Genomic DNA, 20372 nt, shown 5'->3' on the forward strand with positions numbered 1-20372 from the left:
TGTTACACTCCACTATCCAAAATAATTTTCACCTTTTAAAGCTCTAAGTTATAGATTCCCCAAATATCTCGAATTAAAACTATATTATATTATGCAGTGTGTATTTTTTAACTTGAATACACCCACATCCTTCTGCGGATACCTCAGTAAAGGCAAAAGAGCCACCAGGATACTTCCCGGTAACTCTTGCACATCTTCTTTTAAGCCTTAATGTACAATTGCCAATGAAAAGGCTTGCGGACCAACTGGCACATTATAGGCTTGTACTTCAATTGTATAGGTGCCGCTTTGTGGTGCATTGATAAAGACATTTTCTACGTTGTTTTTGCCATCCCAGTTATTATTATATGGTGCACTAAAGTCATTTCCTACATACTGGGTTCCATTTGGTGCGGTAATTACTAAATCCAAATCATTCACTAGCGTAGTAGATGCTGTGGTACTTCCTGGTGCATCAGACCATACTAAGGACATTTTCAGCGGCTTGCCTGCCTGTGCTGTAAATGAATAGGTTGCTTTTTGGTTGGTTGATAAAGCATTTGTTTCATTAACAAACGCAACGTTTAGGGATTTATCCAACGTAACTCTTCCCCATCCTTGATTTCCATTAGGGTATCCAAGACCAACGTCTGCTGCACCTGCAATTAAGGCTGCTTTTAGTAGAGAAGGTTTCGGTGTTACCCCTCTATTTTTAATAAAATGCTCCCTTAATTGTGCAACATTCCCTGCAACAATAGGGGTAGCCATTGAGGTTCCACCCATGTATGCATATTTGCTGTTATGATTTGCCCAAAAGGAGGAATCAGGAGCCAAAGAAGATCTTGCTGATAAAATGAAAGTACCCGGCGCCATGACGTCTGGTTTGATTCGTCCATCCCTTGTTGGTCCACGAGATGAAAATTGTGCAACATGATTTATATTATCAGCATAAGAACCAAAGCTTGGGCGGAGATTCTCAGTTGCACCAACGGTTATCGCATTTTTCGCCGTTCCAGGAGCACTGATCGTCCCACCGTTTGGTCCTTCATTCCCGGCAGCAAAGAGAATGGTCATATCATTTTTACGAATATAATCATCCACATTCCTAGAATCTGTCGTGTAAGCACCGTTAACCGGAGATCCCCAAGAGTTTGTATGAATTCTAGCTCCAGCGCTATAGGCCTGACTGAAAAGTGTTTGAATGTTGGAAGGGAGCCCTCCTAGGCCGCCACCGCTATCCATAATGGATTGGAATACTAGATTAGCTTGAGGTGCCATCCCTTTATTGGACGCATTTCCAAGAACGGAGCCGGCAACATGCGTACCATGTCCGTTTGGATCATTCGAATTATTTGTTCTTCCAAGGGCGTATAGCGCAGTTATTTTACCCCGAAATGCTTCATGCATGGTACTATCATTTCTTCCTGTATCCAAGCCAGTATCAGCTACTGCAACTATTTGCCCCTGACCGTATAGGCCATAGTTGTTTTGAGCAACATCAGCCTTAACGATTCCACGAGCAACATCATTCATTAATTTATACTCCGGCTTGGGAGTTATATAGAGAACATCGTTGCTCACTGCATATTGAGCAATCTGCTCAATTCCTTTTAACTGTACTTCTTTACTATTCTGCTTTACATCCAAAGCAACTGCTTTTACAATTTCTGAAGCACCTTTTGAATACAACTGCGGATCTAATTTATATAGCGGTAAATATGGTTCCACTGATTCTAAATATGGAACAGAATTAGTGGCTGCTGCGATATCTCCTTCATATTCAACGATATACGCATAGTCAGGTATGTAGTCAAGTATCTTAACTCCTGACTCTTCCAATTTCTGCTTCGTCTCTTCTAGGATTGGCCCATTAAATTGCACAATATGAAGCTTGTTATTTTCGGGGACAACCTCTAGCTTCTTTTGAATACCTTTTGGGATTTTAACAGTTTCAGTGTTTACTAGAAATGTAGCTTCACCTGATTTGCCTTTTTTATAGATTCCTTTTGCATCGGTTGTTGTCTCAATCCCTTTAAAATCTAAATCAAAATTTGTTGCTCCTCCTGTTACCGGACTACTTAAAGCAACAGAAGATAAAATTGCAGCTGCGGACAATACGGATAAAAATACGGTTTTTGATCCTCTTTTCCCCATCTAAAGCTCAACTCCTCTCAATATTTTAAGACAGTTTAAATTTATCACACCTTACAAAAACTTTATATTGGGAAAATTCAGATAAAATAGTGTTAATAATAAGTCTTTTTTTATCACACTTTCCCAATGGAAAATCACTTCCAAAGAGCCTAAACCACAAAAAAGACTCTCCCCTTTAGTGCAGAGAGAGTCTTTTTAATCAACCGGTAGGCAGCGGGTCTGGGTGTTCATCTTTTAACGGAGTGATTTCTTCATGTGAGGCTACTTGTAATGAAATGGGATTGTCACTTGCCGGACTTACCGTAAAAAAACATACCACTAACATTAAAACCAATAGACTTTTTTTCACACTATCCTCTCCTTAATATAAATCTATGTTAAACACATCTGTTGAATTTTGCGCTAGCCTTCGCTATCTGCGAAACTTAACACGAAAGCAACAGGGAGTTTTACAAGACACACCCATTTTCAGGATAACTTAATACAAAAATGTTTGCTTTTTTAACTCTTGATAGCACAACGAATAGTAGAAACTTGCCTTTTTATACTTATAACAAGATTCAAAATAGAGAGCCAATCTTTCTGAATATTTTATAATCGGCTCATTTAATTCTTGCTCTTGAAAGTAGGGCAAGAAAGCTTCTTGAAATTGAACATCAAGCTCTTCAAAGTTATCACTTAATAGATACTCAAATATGGAAAAATAATACTCATATTCTAATAGTTCTTTCGATTCATTTATCAAAGTTCTCCCGGTATCAAGCCATTTCCTGCATTGCCCACTATCTTTTAAGTAATCGTACTCTATAATGAGACAATAGATGGAATTGAGCCTGCTTTCTAAACTTCTATCTTCTTTTAAATAGTAACTCTTTTCAAATTCTTCGATTGCTTGTTTATGTAAACTTTGCATGCTATACAGTTTCCCTAGGTTATGAAATATCAATGCTTGCAGATAAGTATTATTCAGTGATTCTGATAATTTCTGTGCCAATAAATAGCTTTCTTCTGAGCGGTCAAACTCCCCGATGCGACGATAGCAGATACCTAGCAGAACCTGGCACTCAGCACTTCTTTTCAGGTCATAACTCGCTTGAAAGATGTTAAGTGCTTTGGATGTGTAGGTGATACTTATAGGTACTTTTGTTGTTTGGCTATAGGTAAGACCGAATAAGTAAAAAAGGTCTGCTTCTTCTGAACTCTCGAAAATTGTATTTCGTTGTAACAATCTTTCGGCAGATTTCAGATGTTCTAACGCTCCTGTGTAATTATTTAGACGGTAAGTATAAATCGCAAAAAACTTTTCAAAATAATAATTCATTTCAACATCTAGAATATCATGGAATTGTTGAAGCTTTTCTATCTGCAATTTTGACCGTTCTAAGTCATTTAAATAGAGAAAATAACGTAATTCAAAAAGGACAAAGTACATATACGTCCGTGTATTTACCGATTGGATGCTCATGCTAAGCTCTTCATAACGCTTTTTTATTTCCACACTATTGCTTGTCATCATTAGCTTGTACCATGACATCAATTCGTTTAAAACAGTTTCATCATTTCGTTCAATTAAGCTTACTCCCAGCCTTTCACACAAAAGCTTCAGTACTTCCTCACTTGGAGAAGTTAAGTTGTTTTCTATTTTGGAGAGATACGAAACGGATATGATGCCTCTAGCTAAATCATCCTGCTTTAAGTTGCGCTGTATACGAAAGAACTTTAATTTACTTCCAATGTCCATCTTCGTAGCTCTAGCAGGTTGCTGATCGGTTTTTATCATGTTGATCAATCCTCCGCACCACTTTTTTTCAAAAATTCCGATTTTTCTTCACATAAGTCTTTAAGACTAATGGTAAGTTCTTCTTTCATTATAAAAGGGATCAATGTAATTAGTAAAACTAATTTTATAGTTTTCTAAGCATATTTAAAATAGGAAATTTCCCCTATTCTCTTTTCACACAAAATATTTGTTACTTTAATACTTTTTTTGACGAACAATAACTAGTTTTGTCTTCCTTAAAGGATTTAAAGATTATATGTTTAATATGATTCTTTACAGGAGGGATCTTACATGAAATTAAAAACACAGGAAGTAGCGAAAGAGTTAGGTATGGCTCCAAGAACTATTCGAAAATGGGTTAAAAAGTATGATATCCCTTGTAGCAAAAATGATTATGGACACTATGTTTATGATGAGAAAGCTATTTCTTTTTTAGAATCCTTGAAAGCAAGCTCAGAGATCGCCGGCACACTTGATATTTATGAGACATCAATTGAGATGAAAGACCTTGAAGACACCAACATATCCCCTGTTAAAAAGGAGCACAGTATGTCTGAATTAATGGAGAGAATCGAACGAACAGAATGGCTGTTAGATCAAAAAGCGGATGAGGTCGTTTCCTATCAGCTACTCCAACAGCGAAAAGAGATAGAAGATTTAACAAAAAGAATACAAGAACTAGAAGATATGATGATCAATCTTCAAGAACCCGCTAAAAAGTATGAACCTCCGCTAATACTTGATCAACCGATGAAGATGAAGCGTCGGGGGATGTTCCGCTCTATCTTTGGACTGTAGCAAAGTTAACTTGCCTTACAAGTTAACTTCTTTTTTTTCGCCAAGAATCTGTTCAAGGACCACATTAAATTGTTTTATTAATGATATTTGTTCCCTATCTGTTAATGTTGAAGTGGTTATTCTTTTAATCGCTAGAAAATACTTTGCCTTTGGATCCTTGCGTAATCTAGGATGGGTGAGTTCATCTTTTAATTCTACTCTAATCGCCTCAATTAGCTGTTCTTCTTCACTTTTGCCTTCACTTGCCAGCGACCTGCTACTCCATAAAAGTTTATAGGCTACCAATAATTTTGTCGAATCTGTCATTTTTTCGCCTTCCTTCTTACAATTCCGCCAAATATATATAGAATTTTCTTTTAACTTATGATACTTTGAAAGGGAATATTTACATATCGCAACTAGCTAAGGGGTCTCAGGATGAATCTATTAAAAGATCTATTACTACAATTATTTTTTTTAATTCTACCTATTTTTATTTACTATCATCTAGACTATCGCTTTCATCATAGAATGTCTCCATTCAAAAAACAACTTTCAGCTTTTTTACACTGTTCTGCATCAATAATTTTGTGTCTGCATTTTCCTATTAAAATGAGTGAAGGTTATTTCTTTGATTTAAGTACCATCCCTATAATAATCGCAATTTTATATGGAGGGTATTTATCAGGCCTTTTGTCTATTTCCGTTTTGTTTTTGTACCCAATATTTTTTGATGGAGCAAACGGTTATCTTTTCACGTACATAGCAGTCCCTTTATTAGTCCTTCTACCGGCTGCACTCCAACCCAAGTGGAAGAGTCTACCTATTAATAAAAAGTACATTGTAGCATCTGTCATAATGGTAATAAAGTTACTGCTACTATATTTATCCTTGTTCTTCCAGAATATGTGGCAAGGTTTTTCCACCATTTATAACAGTTTTCTTTTCTTCACATTCAGTGGAATTATTCTTATCATTGTAATGATGTTGATTATATATCTTATTGAATACTATTTTGACTTGAATCGTTTACAGATGCAAATGAGAAGAATAAGGAGATTTGAGCATGTAAGCAATCTGGCAAATGATGTTTCAGAAGAAGTTAACAAACCCCTCACTATGGTAAAAGGATTTACTCAATTATTAGGTGCGGAACAGAACCAGGCAAATAAGGAATATGTACCAATCATTCTTTCTGAACTACATAAAGCCGAAACAATTATTGATACGTATATGAATATCACTCATTCTGAAATTTCCCATGCACGGTACCTTTCCTCCAAAATTCTTATAGAACAGGTAATGGAAGGGCTACAAACTTATGCTAAAAATCATGGGGTGGAGCTCCAAGATAAGCAATCCAAAAATTTACGCCTTCATGGCAACATCGATCTTCTAACAGACGCATTCACTAGTGTAGTAAAATATTGCATTGATGCATTTTCCTCTTCTAATGGAATACTTTCAATTAGAACCTTTATAAAAGGGCATGATGTTCATTTTGAAATATCGGATAAAGACGGAAAGATGAACAGTGAAACTCTAGTACAACTAAAGAGGAACAAGCTTTATACAGAAACCTCTTCTAACGATCAAATACAAACAGCCTTATCTGTCATCCTTGCCCACAACGGTGTATTTACTGTAAAAGAAAAATTTCTCAAAAAAAATAAAATTATTATTTCACTTCCAGCATACGTTAAAAAACGAAGTGTATCGGATTAAAAATTCCTTTTTTTCAAATCAAAAGCCTTTTTCAATAAGGCTCTTTTCGCAAAGATTGTTCCTGTGTCCCCGTAAAAAATCGACAGTTGGATTTTTTAAGTTTATAGAAACAATCTAGAAGAAAAGTGCCTGCCTTCTATAAAGAAATAGTAACTCCAACCATGAAACCAATAATCGAGCCAATAATACTTATTAATATATAAAGAAAAAACTTCTTAAATAACCTCTTTTTCCATAACTGAACTGCTTCCACACTGAAGGTTGAAAAAGTGGTAAATCCTCCAAAAAAACCGAGCCCAAGGAATAAATAGCTATAATTATGATAACTACTGTCTGGATGGTGTATAAGTTGCCCCATCAAAAGTCCTAATCCACAGGAGCCTATTATATTTACTATCACCATTGCAATTGGTATTGGGGGTGCAGGGAATCTCTTCATTAAAAATATGCCAGTAATATACCGTAGAACCGCACCAACTCCCCCTCCGATCGCTACTATAAATGATTCATATCCCTCGTTCACAATCCTACACCAACCTTCTCCTCTGTATAAATTTGTTCATCACCCTACCTCCTACATATAACCCCATGAAGGCAAGCGCAACCCCAACTGTAACTGTTAACATCACATAAAGTATTGCATAATAAATCGATTCGACGGCAAGCAAATAGGTATCTGCACCAACTGTTGACATCGTTGTAAAGCCCCCACAAAAACCTACACCAAGACCAACCTTCAACCATTCTTTACCTTTTAGTTGCAACACGCTGCCCGCTAGTGCGCCCAGCAAAAAACTCCCCACAACGTTCACAACCACCGTACCGTACCAAAAACCAACTTCTTGAAAACCCAAAAAGACCCAATACCTCAAAGCAGAACCCAACATCCCACCAACAAACACCGCTAGCACATTCGCCATCTTCATCGAATCACCTTCCGGGGTCTGGCCCCAAACTTTAATTTAATCCTATTGTAACATTCGTAATAAGAAACCAGTATGGTGGAGGGTCCGTGGGGGAAGTGTTTTTTGCTACTTATTATTTTCTCTGTTTGTATTGCTGTTGCTTTGTTGGGAATAATATAGAGTAGAATCAGTATTTGTAGGAGGAGAAACTTATGGAGCATTCGAAAGGAAAGCTATTATTCGACGGTCCATCTGCCAATGAACTGAAAAATGCCAGGTCCGCGGATGTAAATCCAATACTTCAGGAAAGAATGCATCAACATCTCTCATTACTTCGCCAAGAAGTTTCGAAGGATTATCCTGCTTCACTTAAACAAGCCTTATCTCAACGAGTAATTGCAATACATAGGAAGAAACTTTCCCTTTTAATAAATGAAGATATTCATAGTGAAGAAGCATAAAACTTCCTTTCGTGTAGTTTACAGACAAAATAAAAATAGCCAAAGAGGAACAGCTAGTCCCACACTGTTCCTCTTTGCCTTTTCCCAACACGTCCTTATCGTAAAGTTTCTTTCTCTTTGCTGTTGTATTAAGTAGCAACTGAAGTTGCAAATTTCTATAAATTTTGACAAAAAACCACAAACACTGCTTGTAATAATATCCAAGCAGATTTAATATAAAATAGAGAGATAGATTATTATGTTTAGAGAGGGCGATTGCTTTGGAACATCGTTATGCTGGATTTTGGATGCGTGTTTTAGCTTTAATTATTGATGGAGTCATAATAGGTGCCATTTCCTATTTACTTGGGGCTTTATCAGGAGTAGAAGACTATGTTTTTTCTAGTATTTTAGGACTTCTATATTATATCATCATGCCTGTTACTAACCTGCAAGCTACACTTGGGAAATCTGTGCTTGGACTTAAAATAATCGATTTGGAAGGAGAAAAAATCTCTGTTGGTCAATCGATTGGTAGATATTTTAGTCAAATTCTTTCTGCAATCATCCTGCTTATCGGATACATGATGGTGGGATGGACAAAAAGAAAGCAAGGACTACATGATAAACTTGCAAGCACCTATGTAATTTATAAGTAAACATTTAAAAAAGTTGACCCCATTTAGGAGTCAACTTTTTTTATACATGAGCTTTTTCCATTGTAGGGGCAAAATAAGCCTGAACAATGATATTTATTATTTCATCTGTCATATTCAAGTGTGCTATCGGACTTCCATTAAGCAACTCCTGTGTATTTGCGTCATTAAAAGATATGCTTCGGTCAAGATAAGGTGCAAACACATTTAACATTCCATTTAACTGCTCTTCTACTGGTGTTAGCACAAAGCTTGTTCCTTTTTGATAGATGCCCAGTGTATCAAATTGCAGATGATATTTGATAATCTCCAATATCTCTCTATTGGTTGGCGGAGCAGGATTTGTGACATTATAGATGGTTCTGCTTTTCGCTTTTGTTGCTGCGATTGTTAGTATATCTGCCACATAATCGACGGGTACTAGATTGGAAGTTCCATGTTTAGAACCAACCAAATGCACTTTCTCAATGCTCAGCTTTCGATCTAAACGTCGCTTAAATAACTCCAAGCCTCTCATGAAACCGTATAAGGTGAAGGCAGAATCCGCCTCTCCCGTTTTCGAATCGCCAACGATAATAGCCGGTCTAAAAATAGATACTTCCATCTTGTCTTGATATTGAAAAACTTCGTGTTCTGCTAGTGCTTTGCTTTCCTCATATGGATTATTAAATCCTTGACTTATCTCGTATAACTCCTCTAAGCCTTGGTTGGATGTTCCAACCGTATAAGCTGTACTGACATGTATAAACTTGGATGCTCCAATTTTATCTGCTACTTTTAATGCTATTTTTGTCCCATGAAAATTCATTTCCATTAACTGCTCACGTAATTCATGATCGAACTTAACTAATGCAGCTAGATGATAGAAGATATCTACCTGACCACTAATTAGGTTTAAAGTATCCTTTGTAAAACCAAAGTCTGGCTTGATAATATCGCCTTGTAATATATGAACCTTTTCTTGCAATAAAAAAGGAAGATTTTCCTTCTGTTTATTTGCTTTGTCTAAATTTCGAGCCAGTATATAGACGGTGTGACCTTCTTCTAGTAAGTTACGAATAAGTCTCCCTCCTAGAAATCCAGTGGCACCGGTTAAAAATATATTCATAGAAGCTCCTCCATTGTTGAACGCAATTTTTCATTCAAATCACTATTTAATCTTAATATAGTTACAGAATTAAATCAAAGCATGGAAAAAATTGATGACGACACGAGAGCACCTCAATGTTGGTAGAAAACGTGTCACTTCATGTATAATACTCAAAAGGATATCTATAAGACTTAAACTTATCAATATAGTTAGGATATACACATGTACGAGAAAGGGGTCTAGGATGCGAAATAAATGGGGCTTAGTTTTTCTTGTATTTATTTGTGTTGCAGCATATTTTATTATACCCAAAATTTATGCCACAGTAACCGAAAAGTCTATTGGCAGTGTTCCTTTTGAAATAACACCTAGTGAAAATATGGCCTATGCTACTTTTGCAGGCGGATGCTTCTGGTGCATGGAACCTCCATTTGAAAAATTACCTGGAGTATATGAAGTGATCTCAGGATATACTGGTGGACAGCTTGAAAATCCCTCGTATAACGACGTTACCACAGGCACAACAGGACACGTTGAAGCAGTAATTATTACTTATAATCCTAACGTCATTGAATACTCCACGCTTTTGGACGTTTATTGGCGACAGGTCGATCCAACAGATGATAAAGGTCAGTTTGTAGACAGGGGCACACCTTATCTGTCTGTTATTTACTATCATAATGAAGAACAGCAGCAAGCAGCTATAGCATCAAAGAAAGCTTTAGAAGATTCCGGTCGCTTTAATCAGCCACTAGTGACGGAAATTAAAGAAGTGGAAACGTTTTATATTGCAGAGGATTATCACCAGGATTATTATCTTAAAAATACCTTTCGCTATGATTATTACCGTAATAACTCTGGGCGGGATGCTTTCTTAGATAAAGTGTGGGGTGAAGATCGTCACATCACTCCAGAAGTAAACACAAATAATAACAGTCTCCTTCATCTTTCAAAGGAAGAACTTCGGTCAGTACTTACAAATGAGCAGTATTATGTTACCCAAGAGGATGGGACAGAAGAACCTTACAATAATGAGTACTGGGACTTAGAAGAGGAAGGCATCTATGTGGATATTATTTCTGGAGAGGCCTTATTCAGCTCTAAAGATAAATACGATTCAGGTACAGGATGGCCTAGTTTTACAAAACCATTAGTAGAGGATAATATCGTTGAACTTGAGGACCGCGGTTTTTTCACAGTCCAAACCGAGATCAGAAGCAAGCTTGGTAATGCACATCTTGGTCATGTATTTGATGACGGCCCTGAACCAACAGGATTACGCTATTGCATGAATTCTGCAGCCCTTCGCTTTGTTCCAAAAGGAGAACTTGAGAAAGAGGGCTATGCTGAGTTTGTTGAATTGTTTGATGAAGAATAAAGCACGCTTTCTTTAATAACGAGAAGCGTGCTTATTTTACTCTGTTCACTAAAACGCTTCCTTGAGGGATAATTATTGCCCTGCCAATTCCTTCGATTTTTTCGTACAAGCCTCCATCGCCGTCATAACCGCAGATCGAAAGCCTTCCTTTTCAAGAGTTGTGACAGCTTCAATTGTGGCTCCTCCAGGTGTACAAACATTATCCTTCAGCTCTCCAGGGTGTTTTCCTGTTTCAAGCACCATTTTTGCCGCTCCTAACACTGCTTGGGAAGCCAGCTTATATGCTTGATCTCTTGGGATTCCTTGTTGAACTGCCCCATCTGCCAATGCTTCAATAAACATATACACATAGGCCGGGGAAGAACCACTAACAGCAGGTATCGCATCCATTAACTTTTCCGGCATAACTTCCGCTTTCCCGAAACTTTCGAATAATTTTATTACATCTTGTAGTTCTTCGCTCGCCACCCTATCATTTGCACATATTACACTCATACCTTCTCCAACCAAGGAAGGAGTATTGGGCATAACCCGAACTGCTTTAATCTTTTTTCCGAACGTGTTTTCAAGAAAATCAAGCGTGATTCCGGCAGCAATGGTGATAATGACTGCTCCCTCTTTTACTTGATCTTTTACTTCTTCAATAATCTTCGAGTGTAAATCAGGTTTCACTGCAAGGATTAAAAAGTCAGCATTACTTGCAACATCACCATTATTTTGACCGATCTGAATACCAAATTCACCTGACACCTTCAATACCGTTTCTTCTGTTACAGCGCTCGCAAAGATCTGATTGGAAGGAACAAGCCTGGACTGAATTAATCCCCCAATAATTGCTTGTGCCATTTTCCCACAACCAAGAAAACCAATTGTTTTACTATTTTTCATCATGTCACTTCCTAATACTTGTATGTACGTATTATATAAGATGGTTATAGCATGTACAACAATAGCTGCTTACTTACTATCTAAAGAATAAATAAACACTATTTATTAAATAAATTAGGATAATGACAATCGAGACAATTAAATATCTTGGAGCATGTTTAGAACGATGAATAAGTGTAATGATTACAATAAGGTTCATTACAATCAAGGTTACAATCGAAATGTAGTGAAAAATCTCGACCGATGAAAGTAATAGTCCACCTCTGTAAAAAATATCCGAGCTCCCCAGGACAAAAAGATTAAACAAGTTACTTCCTAGAATACTTCCTATCGCTAAACCTGGATTTCCTAACCTTACAGCCACAATACACCCTACGACCTCAGGAAGAGAAGTTGTGACGGCTATCATAAACATTCCAACAAAGCTTGAACCAAGTCCGGTTATCACTGCAATTTCATCACCCGTTATGGTTAACACTGTTCCTGAAGCCATAATTACCAAGCAGCTAACGACGAAAAAGAAAACAGTCCTCTTCATGGAGATAACATTGTAATCAATTATCTTTTGAGCGTTAACTGTATTTAAAGGGACTTCAGGTACTTGGATTCTCGATAAAAACCACATTCCTGCACCATAACCCACTAACAACAAAATCGAATCGAGCCCGATCCCAAAAAGTTGAAAGCCTGATTCGATGTGTAAACCAAACAGCAAGTAGACTGTGAGCACTAATCCCACCAGGCTAGCGTATAAATGCTCCTTTGTTTTATGTTGAAAAATTCTTCTTTTAATAAAATAAAGATTGATAAAAGCAAGCGTTAAAAGATTAAACAAGTTGCTGCCTAAAATATTCCCTAAGATCAGATCGGAGTTATTTATGATAGCAGCTGTATAACTTGTTGTGATTTCTGGCAAGGACGTTGCCCCACCAAGTAGTACAGCACCTAGGAACGCACCACCGCTTTTTGACTTTTTACTGATAATATCTGCATATTTTGATAATTTCACTGCAACAAACACAGTAAGAAGGACACTTACCCCAAATAAAATAAAAACCACAATTTCAGCCTCTTTCTTTTCCTATTTACTACTTTTATTACTTTCCCTTAAATAATTATTTTTATCACCTCTTCCAAACCAAATACATCAAAAAAACCTCAACCTATAAAAACAAGGTTAAGGTTTAATTTAAATTCTTCGTTAAGCTGAAAAGACGATATCTAAATTTCTTTCTACGACAACTTTTTGTATTCGGTGTTTTTTCACTTCTTCAATGTGAATGGTAAAGTTTGCACATTCTACTATTTCACCCTTTTTCGGCAAATAACCCAATGTGTCTGAAATCCAACCACCCAGTGTATTTGCTGAGGATTCATCAGTAGCTAAATGTAAGAGCTCAGAAAATTCTTCTACTGGTAGACGACCATCCATCCGAAACTTCCGATCATCTAAAACTTCAACCAATGTTTCATTCTCATCATGCTCATCCCAGATTTCACCGACAATTTCTTCAATAATATCTTCAATTGAAATTATCCCTGCTGTACCTCCATATTCATCTAACACAATAGCTATATGATTTTGAGTACTTTGAAGCTCTTTCAAAAGGTTGGATATCTTTGCAGATCCTATAACATAAAAAGGACTACGGCTAATATCCTTTAATAAAAACTCAGGATTCTGGACATATTGAGCAAAAAAGTCGCGGTGTGAAATAATACCGATAATATTGTCTATTGAACCATCGTACAAAGGTAATCTAGAATATTTTTCTTTTATAAATATTTCTTTAATTTCTTCAATGGATGTTTCCATTGATATAGCTACAACATCCGGCCTTGGCGTTAAAATATCTTTAACGATAATATCATCGAACGCAATGGCATTGTGTAACAATTCGCGTTCCTGAGTGAGAAAAATCCCCTCTTCTTCACCGATTTCCACCATCGCTTTTACGTCTTCCTCAGTAAAGGTAGGTTCCTCTTTACCAGCACCAATAACTTTGTTTATACCTACTTTTAACTGGACGAACAACCATGTAATCGGATAAAAGAGTTTCATGACTGTCATTAAAGAAGCAGAAGCTAATAATAGGTATTTTTCAGCATACTGTTTCGCTAGTGATTTCGGCAAAATCTCACCAAATATAAGCACTACAATGGTTATTACCGCTGTTGAGATCAGCAGGGTGCTGCCCTGACTACCATAAAGTTGGGTCGCAATATTGGTTGCTATGGCCGCCAATGCAATGTTCACAATATTGTTACCTATTAATATAGTAGATATGCTCTGATCAAAATTTTCGGCCATTTTCAGTGAGCGTATTGCTTTTGCATTGTTGTTGTCAGCTTGATTACGAAGTCTCATTTTATTAACACTCGTAATAGCCGTTTCAGATGCTGAAAAATATCCTGATAATATTAACAATGCCCCTAATAAAATTATCGAGTCATAGGGTATACTGTCCAAGTTTCCATCACTCTCCTACATATTGATACTACTAATATATTTTGAAATGGCGATTTTAGCAATAAATATGCAGATTTTTATTAAAATTTTTTAATTTTCTATAAAAAGCCCATTTGTCCAATCCCTATTTTCATCTATAAATACTTTATGATATAATTATCTTGAATTCGAGATAAATAAAAAATGATAAAGGGGAATGGTCATGAAACTATTAGGACTACATCACGTCTCTATACTTACTGGAAAAGCTGAAAAAAACTATCATTTTTTCACACAGGTATTAGGTATGCGACTAGTTAAAAAGACCGTAAACCAAGACAATACAAGCTCCTACCATTTATTTTACGGAGACGCCAAGGGGAACCCAGGAACAGAAATAACTTTTTTTGATATACCAGGATTAGGTCGTACACATGAAGGGATTTCGAGCATTTCGTCCACTTCTTTACGTGTCAAAAGTACAGATTCCTTGAATTTTTGGAAGTCGCGTTTTGAAACACTGGGAATTAAACATTCTAATATGGAAAAAAGGGCAAACAGAGATACCCTTCCTTTTGAGGATTATGAAGGTACAAAGCTATTACTAGTGGCAGATAACGGTGAACGGGGTGTAAGTGCTGGTGAGCCTTGGAAGAAAGATGATATTCCTATTGAACACGCTATTATTGGTCTCGGTCCAGTAACATTGACCGTTTCAAATCCAGATCCAACAAGCGAAATTCTAACAAAGATAATGGGCTTTCAGTTTATAGGCTCCTACCCTTCTACAAAAGGTAAGTTTGAAGACATCTTAGTATTCTCTACTGGAGATGGCGGTTCAGGTGCAGAAGTGCATCTTGAGACGAGAACTGATCTTCCTAAAGAGCGTATTGGGCGCGGCGGGGTGCATCATGTTGCTTTTAGAGTACCAGATCAAGATCAATTTAACTTTTGGGTGAAAAAGTTACGTGAAACACGTTTGCCAAACTCAGGGGAAGTGGAACGATATTATTTCAAAGCCTTATACTTCAGAGAACCAAACGGTATCTTATTTGAACTTTCCACAGACACTCCCGGATTTGCTGCAGACGAGCCGTTGGAAACACTAGGAGAAAACCTGGCACTCCCTCCATTTCTGGAACCAAAACGAAAAGAAATCGAAGCCGAATTACGTCCACTGGAACTAAATTAACATAATAAAAACCCCGTAATTACCTTATCTCTTATGGTAATTATGGGGCTGTTTTTTTATGTTTATAGAAGACTCACCCTGTCCATGAAGTTACAAAGTCCTCCACCCAGGTAGCTTCTTGGTAGAAATGTTGGTGGCATGAAGAAATCGGCTAGCTGGCCTATTCATGAGTAATAGTGAGTACCTTTTTCTCTATTTCTTCGGAAAAGATAGCAACTTTAACGAGGTTACGACCTATTTATAGCGGGAAAAGACTCGGGAATTTCGAGATTTCAGAAGATACGCACGGAATATCACTTTTATGTATCACAATGGAGATTTGCGCACGGAACATGCATTTTATGCACCACTTCTCAAAACTTGCGCACGGAACTCACGATTTATGCACCAAAGGCTTTTTGGGCTCATCTAAAATCTTCAAGGACCATCTAGGAATTCATCCCGCACTATTCACTCAACCAAGGAAGAAAGGAGATAACGCCCACATAAGCCTGCTACCCCTGTTGCTTGGAGTGGCAGGTGTGAGACCCCATAGGAGCATCCCAGGGAGGCTCCCGCACCGCCCCTGGAAACCGAACACCTGAAACTGAAAGCAACAGGGGTGTAAACGAGGAACCCAACTTATTAAATTCAACGTAACCTACTTATTTACTCAAAAACTAATCCAAACCACCTATCATTCTTCAACTTCTTGCTTATAAATAATCCCCAAAATTAAAACAGAAATAATAGGTGCAAGTGCAACAAGTGCAATCATTCCAAAACCATCTGTCAATGGATCACTTCCTTCTGTCACAGCAGCAATCCCCACTGCCATGCTTACGATAAAAGTGACGGTCATCGGTCCCGTTGCAACACCACCTGAGTCGAAGGCAATGCTTACAAATTGTTTTTTGGTAAAGAAAATTAAGATGAACGCTAGTAGATAACCTGGTATGATGTAATACCAAATGGAAAAATTCAATTGAATACGTAACATCGATAACGCAATGGCTACTCCAACCCCTAATGAAAGGGTATAAAGCATTGTTTTCTTTGTAAGGTAACCTTTCGTTACATCTTCTACCTCTTTATTTAAAACACGTACAGCAGGCTCAGCGAAAGTCGCTACAAATCCAAGAACAAATCCAATCGGAATGATAATCCATTTAAATGAAAGGTTTCCGAGAGTTTCTCCCATTTTTTCACCTATTGGCATAAATCCTATATGAACTCCCTGTAGAAAAAGGGCCAGACCAATGTAAGACAAAATAAATCCTAAAAATATTTTCTTTATTTTTGCCCAATCCAGCTTCAGAAAGATAAACTGAAAAATGAGGAAAAACACTAAAAGCGGTATCAAGGCGAGGGCGACTTCTAACAATACATCTCCAAACCCTTTAAGTACTGCATCCATCATTGGTAAATCACCCCTAACAATAAAACAGCAAGGATTGGGCCAATAGATGCCAGTGCCACTAAGCCAAAGCCTTCACTTGCTGAATCGTCTTTTCGCATTACAGATGCCACACCAACACCTAGAGCTAAAATAAACGGAACGGTCAACGGTCCTGTTGAAACTCCCCCTGCATCAAAGGAGATCGGTACAAAAGTCTCAGGACTGAAAAAAGCGATAAGAAATACGAGTAAGTATCCAGGTAGTAATATATATGGAAGAGGAATTTTAAAAATAGTTCTTACCATAGCCAAAGCCACAAATATTCCAACCCCAAGTGCTACGGATAGAATTAACACAAAAGAAGAAATCGCTCCCTCGGATACTTCATCCACTTGAGTTGCCAAAACTCGTACATCCGGTTCTGCCACTGTGACAACTATCCCTAAGATTAGTCCCACCAAAATAATCAACCACTTTTTATTTGCCTTTGGAAGAGCTTTACCTATTAAGTCCCCTACAGGTAGCAATCCAATATTTACGCCCATTAAAAAAAACATGAAGCCTAATGTAACTAATAATAACCCGATAAGAAATTGAAGAAATTCCCCCAACGGTAAACCTACCAACAGTAATTGCAATAAAACGATAACAATTGAAACTGGTAATATCGCTAACAAAGATTCTTTGATGGAATCCTTTATATCTTCCATGAAGTCACTCCTGCTCTGCTATTTTTAAATTTAATACCCTTTTTCGCAAAAATAAATCCTTCCCTTTATTTCCAAAATTACATTTCGAACGGATTGCGCAACCAAATAATTATAGGAGCATATAGTGATAGAAACAGGAGAGGAGGATGTTTTCATGGAGAGAATTATTTTATTTTTAGCTAATATACTAGCAGGTTTCGCTTTAATAAGGGTCCCATTGACAGGTACATTTGCACCTTTGGAACCTATTGCAACAATTATTGGTGTTATCACGATTTTCGTATTTTCACTTGCCTTAATTTATTATGGTGTTCGAAGTTTAATTAATAAGTAGCTACAAGCATTTAATTTATATAAAAAGGGTGAAAGCCTCTAACAAGCCCTCACCCTTTGAAATTATTCTCTATTCTATTACTCGAAGACATATTTTATTTCCCGAAGGATCTGTTGTGAATAAAGAATTACCATCCTTTCTGATGGTCGCTCCGAACTTATTAAGCTCTTCAACCACTTTTACCTTCGCTTCTTCACTCGGCAGTATAAGGGTAAAGTAGTGTAGCCCTGCGTTTTCGTCTTCTGGTTGTGGAGCACCAACCCCATTCCAGGTGTTTAATCCTATATGATGATGGTATTCACCAGTTGATATAAATAACGCCTGATTCCCGTATCGGTTTACCACTTTAAAACCAAGAGCTTTAGTATAAAATTCCTCTATGGAATTCAAATCTGAAACATGTAAATGAATATGACCCATTAAAGTGTCAGGGGGGAGCCCCTCCCACTTTGAGCCTTCTGCATCGAAAAGAAGATTTTGAATATCTAAGGGCTCAGAAGTCATCTTTACTTCTCCGTTGACCCACTCCCATGTATTCCACGGTCGATCAATATATACTTCTATACCATTGCCATCAGGGTCAGACAGATACAAAGCTTCACTGACTAAATGGTCGGATCCCCCTTGTACAGGATAATTTTTTTTGATAAGGTGCTGAATGAAAGAACCAAGAAACTTCCTTTCAGGTAATAACAAAGCAAAATGATAAAGGCCAGTAGTCCTACTATTTTTGGGTTTAATAATTTCTGGTTGTTCTATAGTTATCAATGGTTTTGCTCCATCGGCTGTTAGTGTAGCTTTTTGGTCGGTTCGCTCTAGAATGCCAAATCCCATAATTTCTTTATAAAAAGACAGCGACTTCTCTAAGTTTGCTACTTTAATAACTACTTCCCCTACATAAACATGTGGACGTTGATGAAATTCCATCACCTTTCGCTTCCTCCTTCTATAAAACAATAAAAAGATTGCCTCATACTTCAATTTTCTTTCCTCTAATATAATATAGCATTCCACTGGAAGAATCATGTCTAATAAACCCTGGGGCAGTTTTCGTAACTTTTTTTCTCTCCCCTTCGTCTACATGTAAAAGGAGGAATGAACCTTAATGAAAAAGTTAATCGTCTTTGCCCTTACCGCTCTTATTTTATCTGCTTGTTCTACAGATAATGCTGAAACTGAAACAACGGATGATAGCCTAACAGGAATTGAACTAACCACACAGGTAGAAGGGACTTTTCGAGGATTTGATGGAGAAAACAAAGTGAAAATCGAACGTAATGGCAAAATAGAAACAATAGAAGTACAAGGCGAGGTTGTTGGAGATTTGGATAAAGTAAAAGAAGGCGATAATATAGCCTTCTCTACCAAAGTAGTTAACGGAAAAACTGTGTTAGAAACGCTTCGCTTAAATTAACAAATTATTCCTTAGTGCTTTTCGCGGACCAGCGCGGGAGTCTCCCTGACTATAATTCAGTAGAGGCTCCCGGCTATGCTTAAAGCACTAGGCATAATGAATAGAGCCTGGATGCTTTATTTTCCCCATAAATCATTTATACCTGAAGCCCTCTTAATACTGTTCATAACACCTTGATGTAATCCTTCATGCCAATTAGCAAAGCCAAGTACTTCCGCTAATGTATCTAATTTGTAGTCTCCTATCTGAAAAGGTTTTACAATTTTCTCATCTAATCTACCAGTAAAATCTTTTTTGATACGATCTGTTTGATCTAATAAATGACCTTTAATTTCATCCATATTCGGTGGTTCAGAACCCCACCCTGCAGGACTTGTATTCATTTGAAAGAGTTTAAAATAACTTAATGGAACATAATGTTCTTTGCCTGCAAAAGAATACAGAAGAGTATCCATTGTTAAAAAAATATGCCCTGCATTCCACCTGATAGAATTGCGAAAGCCATTTGGCATTCTATCTGCAAGCTCTTCAGATGTTGTCTCCAAGATTAGGTTTGTTCTATTTCTTACAAAACTCAATTGCTTAAAAAGCAATGCTTCACTGGTCATAAAATCCATTCCTTTCCAGAAGTATCAAGACCATAGCCCAAGTATCCATCCCATCACGGAAAATGTCACAATATGATATCCACCATCAATAAGAAAAAGGACAAATGGACGACGTTCGAACAAATAGGTGATTCCCATTGCTGCAGTCACAAAAAAAGCTCCCGTCATAAAACCTGCTATTAAACCAAATGTCGCCGTGCTCTCAGATCCTATGAATAAAGCTAATACGAAGGAAATAATAAGTGCCAATACAAACGAACCACCAAATACCCTTCCAGCTGTTCTACGCAACTGCTCATCAGTAAATCCATGCAATTTCATCCAAAGCTTCCCAAAAAGCAAAGAGTACCAAATTCCTCCAATAAAAAATGCTGATAAACCTGCTCCTAATACTGCAAAATAATTCAAATCACTTATAGCCTGTTGTATATCCATCCTATAACTCCTTCCATTATTTTCTTATCGAACTAATTATAACCGAAAAAAAGAGAGAAGGATTGTAAAAATCGGACATG

Annotated in this window: 23 protein-coding genes; 8 read left to right on the forward strand and 15 right to left on the reverse strand. The window is 37.2% G+C overall.

What is annotated here, in order from left to right:
- Positions 1-207 precede the first annotated feature (207 nt).
- The 3 genes from K9B36_RS05205 to K9B36_RS05215 all read right to left on the reverse strand — a co-directional run bounded on the left by K9B36_RS05205 (position 208) and on the right by K9B36_RS05215 (position 3913).
- Complete coding sequence (locus K9B36_RS05205) at positions 208-2133, reverse strand: S8 family serine peptidase (RefSeq protein WP_223700918.1); 1926 nt, start codon at positions 2131-2133, stop codon at positions 208-210.
- A gap of 199 nt (positions 2134-2332) precedes the next feature.
- Positions 2333-2482 carry a hypothetical protein gene (locus tag K9B36_RS05210; protein WP_223700919.1) on the reverse strand — a complete coding sequence of 50 codons (150 nt, stop codon included), beginning with the start codon at positions 2480-2482 and terminating at the stop codon, positions 2333-2335.
- Positions 2483-2611: 129 nt separating this feature from the next.
- Positions 2612-3913 (reverse strand): helix-turn-helix transcriptional regulator, encoded by a 1302-nt coding sequence (locus K9B36_RS05215; protein WP_223700920.1) that lies wholly within the window; start codon positions 3911-3913, stop codon positions 2612-2614.
- A 291-nt stretch (positions 3914-4204) separates the two neighbouring features.
- Here K9B36_RS05215 and K9B36_RS05220 point away from each other — a divergent pair, with 291 nt between their 5' ends.
- On the forward strand, positions 4205-4711 hold the full coding sequence (locus K9B36_RS05220; RefSeq protein ID WP_223700921.1) for a MerR family transcriptional regulator: 507 nt from the start codon (positions 4205-4207) through the stop codon (positions 4709-4711).
- Between the two features lie 15 nt (positions 4712-4726).
- On the opposite strand, the gene K9B36_RS05225 is transcribed toward K9B36_RS05220, so the two are convergent.
- Entirely contained in the window at positions 4727-5017 is a 291-nt protein-coding gene (locus tag K9B36_RS05225; RefSeq protein ID WP_223700922.1) for a hypothetical protein, read from the reverse strand.
- 111 nt (positions 5018-5128) lie between these two features.
- Between K9B36_RS05225 and K9B36_RS05230 the strand changes: the two genes are divergently transcribed.
- Positions 5129-6415: a LytS/YhcK type 5TM receptor domain-containing protein gene (locus tag K9B36_RS05230; protein ID WP_223700923.1), complete on the forward strand. Its 1287-nt coding sequence runs from the start codon at positions 5129-5131 to the stop codon at positions 6413-6415.
- Between the two features lie 136 nt (positions 6416-6551).
- On the opposite strand, the gene crcB is transcribed toward K9B36_RS05230, so the two are convergent.
- The gene (crcB, locus tag K9B36_RS05235; protein ID WP_223700924.1) at positions 6552-6938 is read right to left on the reverse strand and encodes a fluoride efflux transporter CrcB; all 387 of its coding nucleotides are present in this window, start codon (positions 6936-6938) and stop codon (positions 6552-6554) included.
- Between the two features lie 4 nt (positions 6939-6942).
- Positions 6943-7341 (reverse strand): fluoride efflux transporter FluC, encoded by a 399-nt coding sequence (locus tag K9B36_RS05240; RefSeq protein ID WP_223700925.1) that lies wholly within the window; start codon positions 7339-7341, stop codon positions 6943-6945.
- Between the two features lie 191 nt (positions 7342-7532).
- On the opposite strand from K9B36_RS05240, the gene K9B36_RS05245 reads away from it, so the two are divergent.
- Complete coding sequence (locus tag K9B36_RS05245; RefSeq protein ID WP_223700926.1) at positions 7533-7781, forward strand: hypothetical protein; 249 nt, start codon at positions 7533-7535, stop codon at positions 7779-7781.
- 260 nt (positions 7782-8041) lie between these two features.
- Positions 8042-8419, forward strand: a complete 378-nt coding sequence (locus K9B36_RS05250) for an RDD family protein (RefSeq protein ID WP_223700927.1) — start codon at positions 8042-8044, stop codon at positions 8417-8419.
- A 40-nt stretch (positions 8420-8459) separates the two neighbouring features.
- Here the strand turns inward: K9B36_RS05250 and K9B36_RS05255 are convergent, their stop codons facing one another.
- Positions 8460-9524: an SDR family oxidoreductase gene (locus tag K9B36_RS05255; RefSeq protein WP_223700928.1), complete on the reverse strand. Its 1065-nt coding sequence runs from the start codon at positions 9522-9524 to the stop codon at positions 8460-8462.
- Between the two features lie 226 nt (positions 9525-9750).
- On the opposite strand from K9B36_RS05255, the gene msrB reads away from it, so the two are divergent.
- The gene (gene msrB / locus K9B36_RS05260; protein WP_223700929.1) at positions 9751-10884 is read left to right on the forward strand and encodes a peptide-methionine (R)-S-oxide reductase MsrB; all 1134 of its coding nucleotides are present in this window, start codon (positions 9751-9753) and stop codon (positions 10882-10884) included.
- Positions 10885-10956: 72 nt separating this feature from the next.
- Here the strand turns inward: msrB and proC are convergent, their stop codons facing one another.
- The 3 genes from proC to K9B36_RS05275 all read right to left on the reverse strand — a co-directional run bounded on the left by proC (position 10957) and on the right by K9B36_RS05275 (position 14242).
- Positions 10957-11772, reverse strand: a complete 816-nt coding sequence (proC, locus tag K9B36_RS05265; RefSeq protein WP_399201353.1) for a pyrroline-5-carboxylate reductase — start codon at positions 11770-11772, stop codon at positions 10957-10959.
- A gap of 76 nt (positions 11773-11848) precedes the next feature.
- A complete protein-coding gene (locus K9B36_RS16960; RefSeq protein ID WP_223700931.1) occupies positions 11849-12832 on the reverse strand; it encodes a sodium:calcium antiporter in 984 nt (327 codons plus the stop codon).
- A 141-nt stretch (positions 12833-12973) separates the two neighbouring features.
- Positions 12974-14242, reverse strand: a complete 1269-nt coding sequence (locus tag K9B36_RS05275; RefSeq protein ID WP_223700932.1) for a hemolysin family protein — start codon at positions 14240-14242, stop codon at positions 12974-12976.
- Positions 14243-14444: 202 nt separating this feature from the next.
- Here K9B36_RS05275 and K9B36_RS05280 point away from each other — a divergent pair, with 202 nt between their 5' ends.
- Positions 14445-15413 carry a ring-cleaving dioxygenase gene (locus K9B36_RS05280; protein ID WP_223700933.1) on the forward strand — a complete coding sequence of 323 codons (969 nt, stop codon included), beginning with the start codon at positions 14445-14447 and terminating at the stop codon, positions 15411-15413.
- 676 nt (positions 15414-16089) lie between these two features.
- On the opposite strand, the gene K9B36_RS05285 is transcribed toward K9B36_RS05280, so the two are convergent.
- A complete protein-coding gene (locus K9B36_RS05285; protein ID WP_223700934.1) occupies positions 16090-16812 on the reverse strand; it encodes a DUF1538 domain-containing protein in 723 nt (240 codons plus the stop codon).
- The gene (locus K9B36_RS05290; protein ID WP_223700935.1) at positions 16809-17501 is read right to left on the reverse strand and encodes a DUF1538 domain-containing protein; all 693 of its coding nucleotides are present in this window, start codon (positions 17499-17501) and stop codon (positions 16809-16811) included. Before K9B36_RS05290 ends, K9B36_RS05285 begins: the two co-directional genes overlap by 4 nt.
- A gap of 154 nt (positions 17502-17655) precedes the next feature.
- Here K9B36_RS05290 and K9B36_RS05295 point away from each other — a divergent pair, with 154 nt between their 5' ends.
- Complete coding sequence (locus tag K9B36_RS05295; protein ID WP_223700936.1) at positions 17656-17835, forward strand: hypothetical protein; 180 nt, start codon at positions 17656-17658, stop codon at positions 17833-17835.
- Positions 17836-17904: 69 nt separating this feature from the next.
- On the opposite strand, the gene K9B36_RS05300 is transcribed toward K9B36_RS05295, so the two are convergent.
- Positions 17905-18762, reverse strand: a complete 858-nt coding sequence (locus K9B36_RS05300; protein ID WP_223701010.1) for a VOC family protein — start codon at positions 18760-18762, stop codon at positions 17905-17907.
- Between the two features lie 178 nt (positions 18763-18940).
- On the opposite strand from K9B36_RS05300, the gene K9B36_RS05305 reads away from it, so the two are divergent.
- The gene (locus K9B36_RS05305; RefSeq protein ID WP_223700937.1) at positions 18941-19249 is read left to right on the forward strand and encodes a putative periplasmic lipoprotein; all 309 of its coding nucleotides are present in this window, start codon (positions 18941-18943) and stop codon (positions 19247-19249) included.
- Positions 19250-19365: 116 nt separating this feature from the next.
- Here the strand turns inward: K9B36_RS05305 and K9B36_RS05310 are convergent, their stop codons facing one another.
- Together K9B36_RS05310 and K9B36_RS05315 are read right to left on the reverse strand one after the other, a co-directional pair.
- The gene (locus tag K9B36_RS05310; RefSeq protein ID WP_223700938.1) at positions 19366-19857 is read right to left on the reverse strand and encodes a DinB family protein; all 492 of its coding nucleotides are present in this window, start codon (positions 19855-19857) and stop codon (positions 19366-19368) included.
- A 24-nt stretch (positions 19858-19881) separates the two neighbouring features.
- Complete coding sequence (locus K9B36_RS05315; RefSeq protein WP_223700939.1) at positions 19882-20292, reverse strand: DUF1761 domain-containing protein; 411 nt, start codon at positions 20290-20292, stop codon at positions 19882-19884.
- Positions 20293-20372: the final 80 nt, after the last annotated feature.

Origin of the sequence: Sutcliffiella deserti (assembly GCF_020037475.1) — a bacterium.
In the GTDB taxonomy this organism is placed as follows: Bacteria; Bacillota; Bacilli; order Bacillales; family Bacillaceae_I; genus Sutcliffiella_A; species Sutcliffiella_A deserti.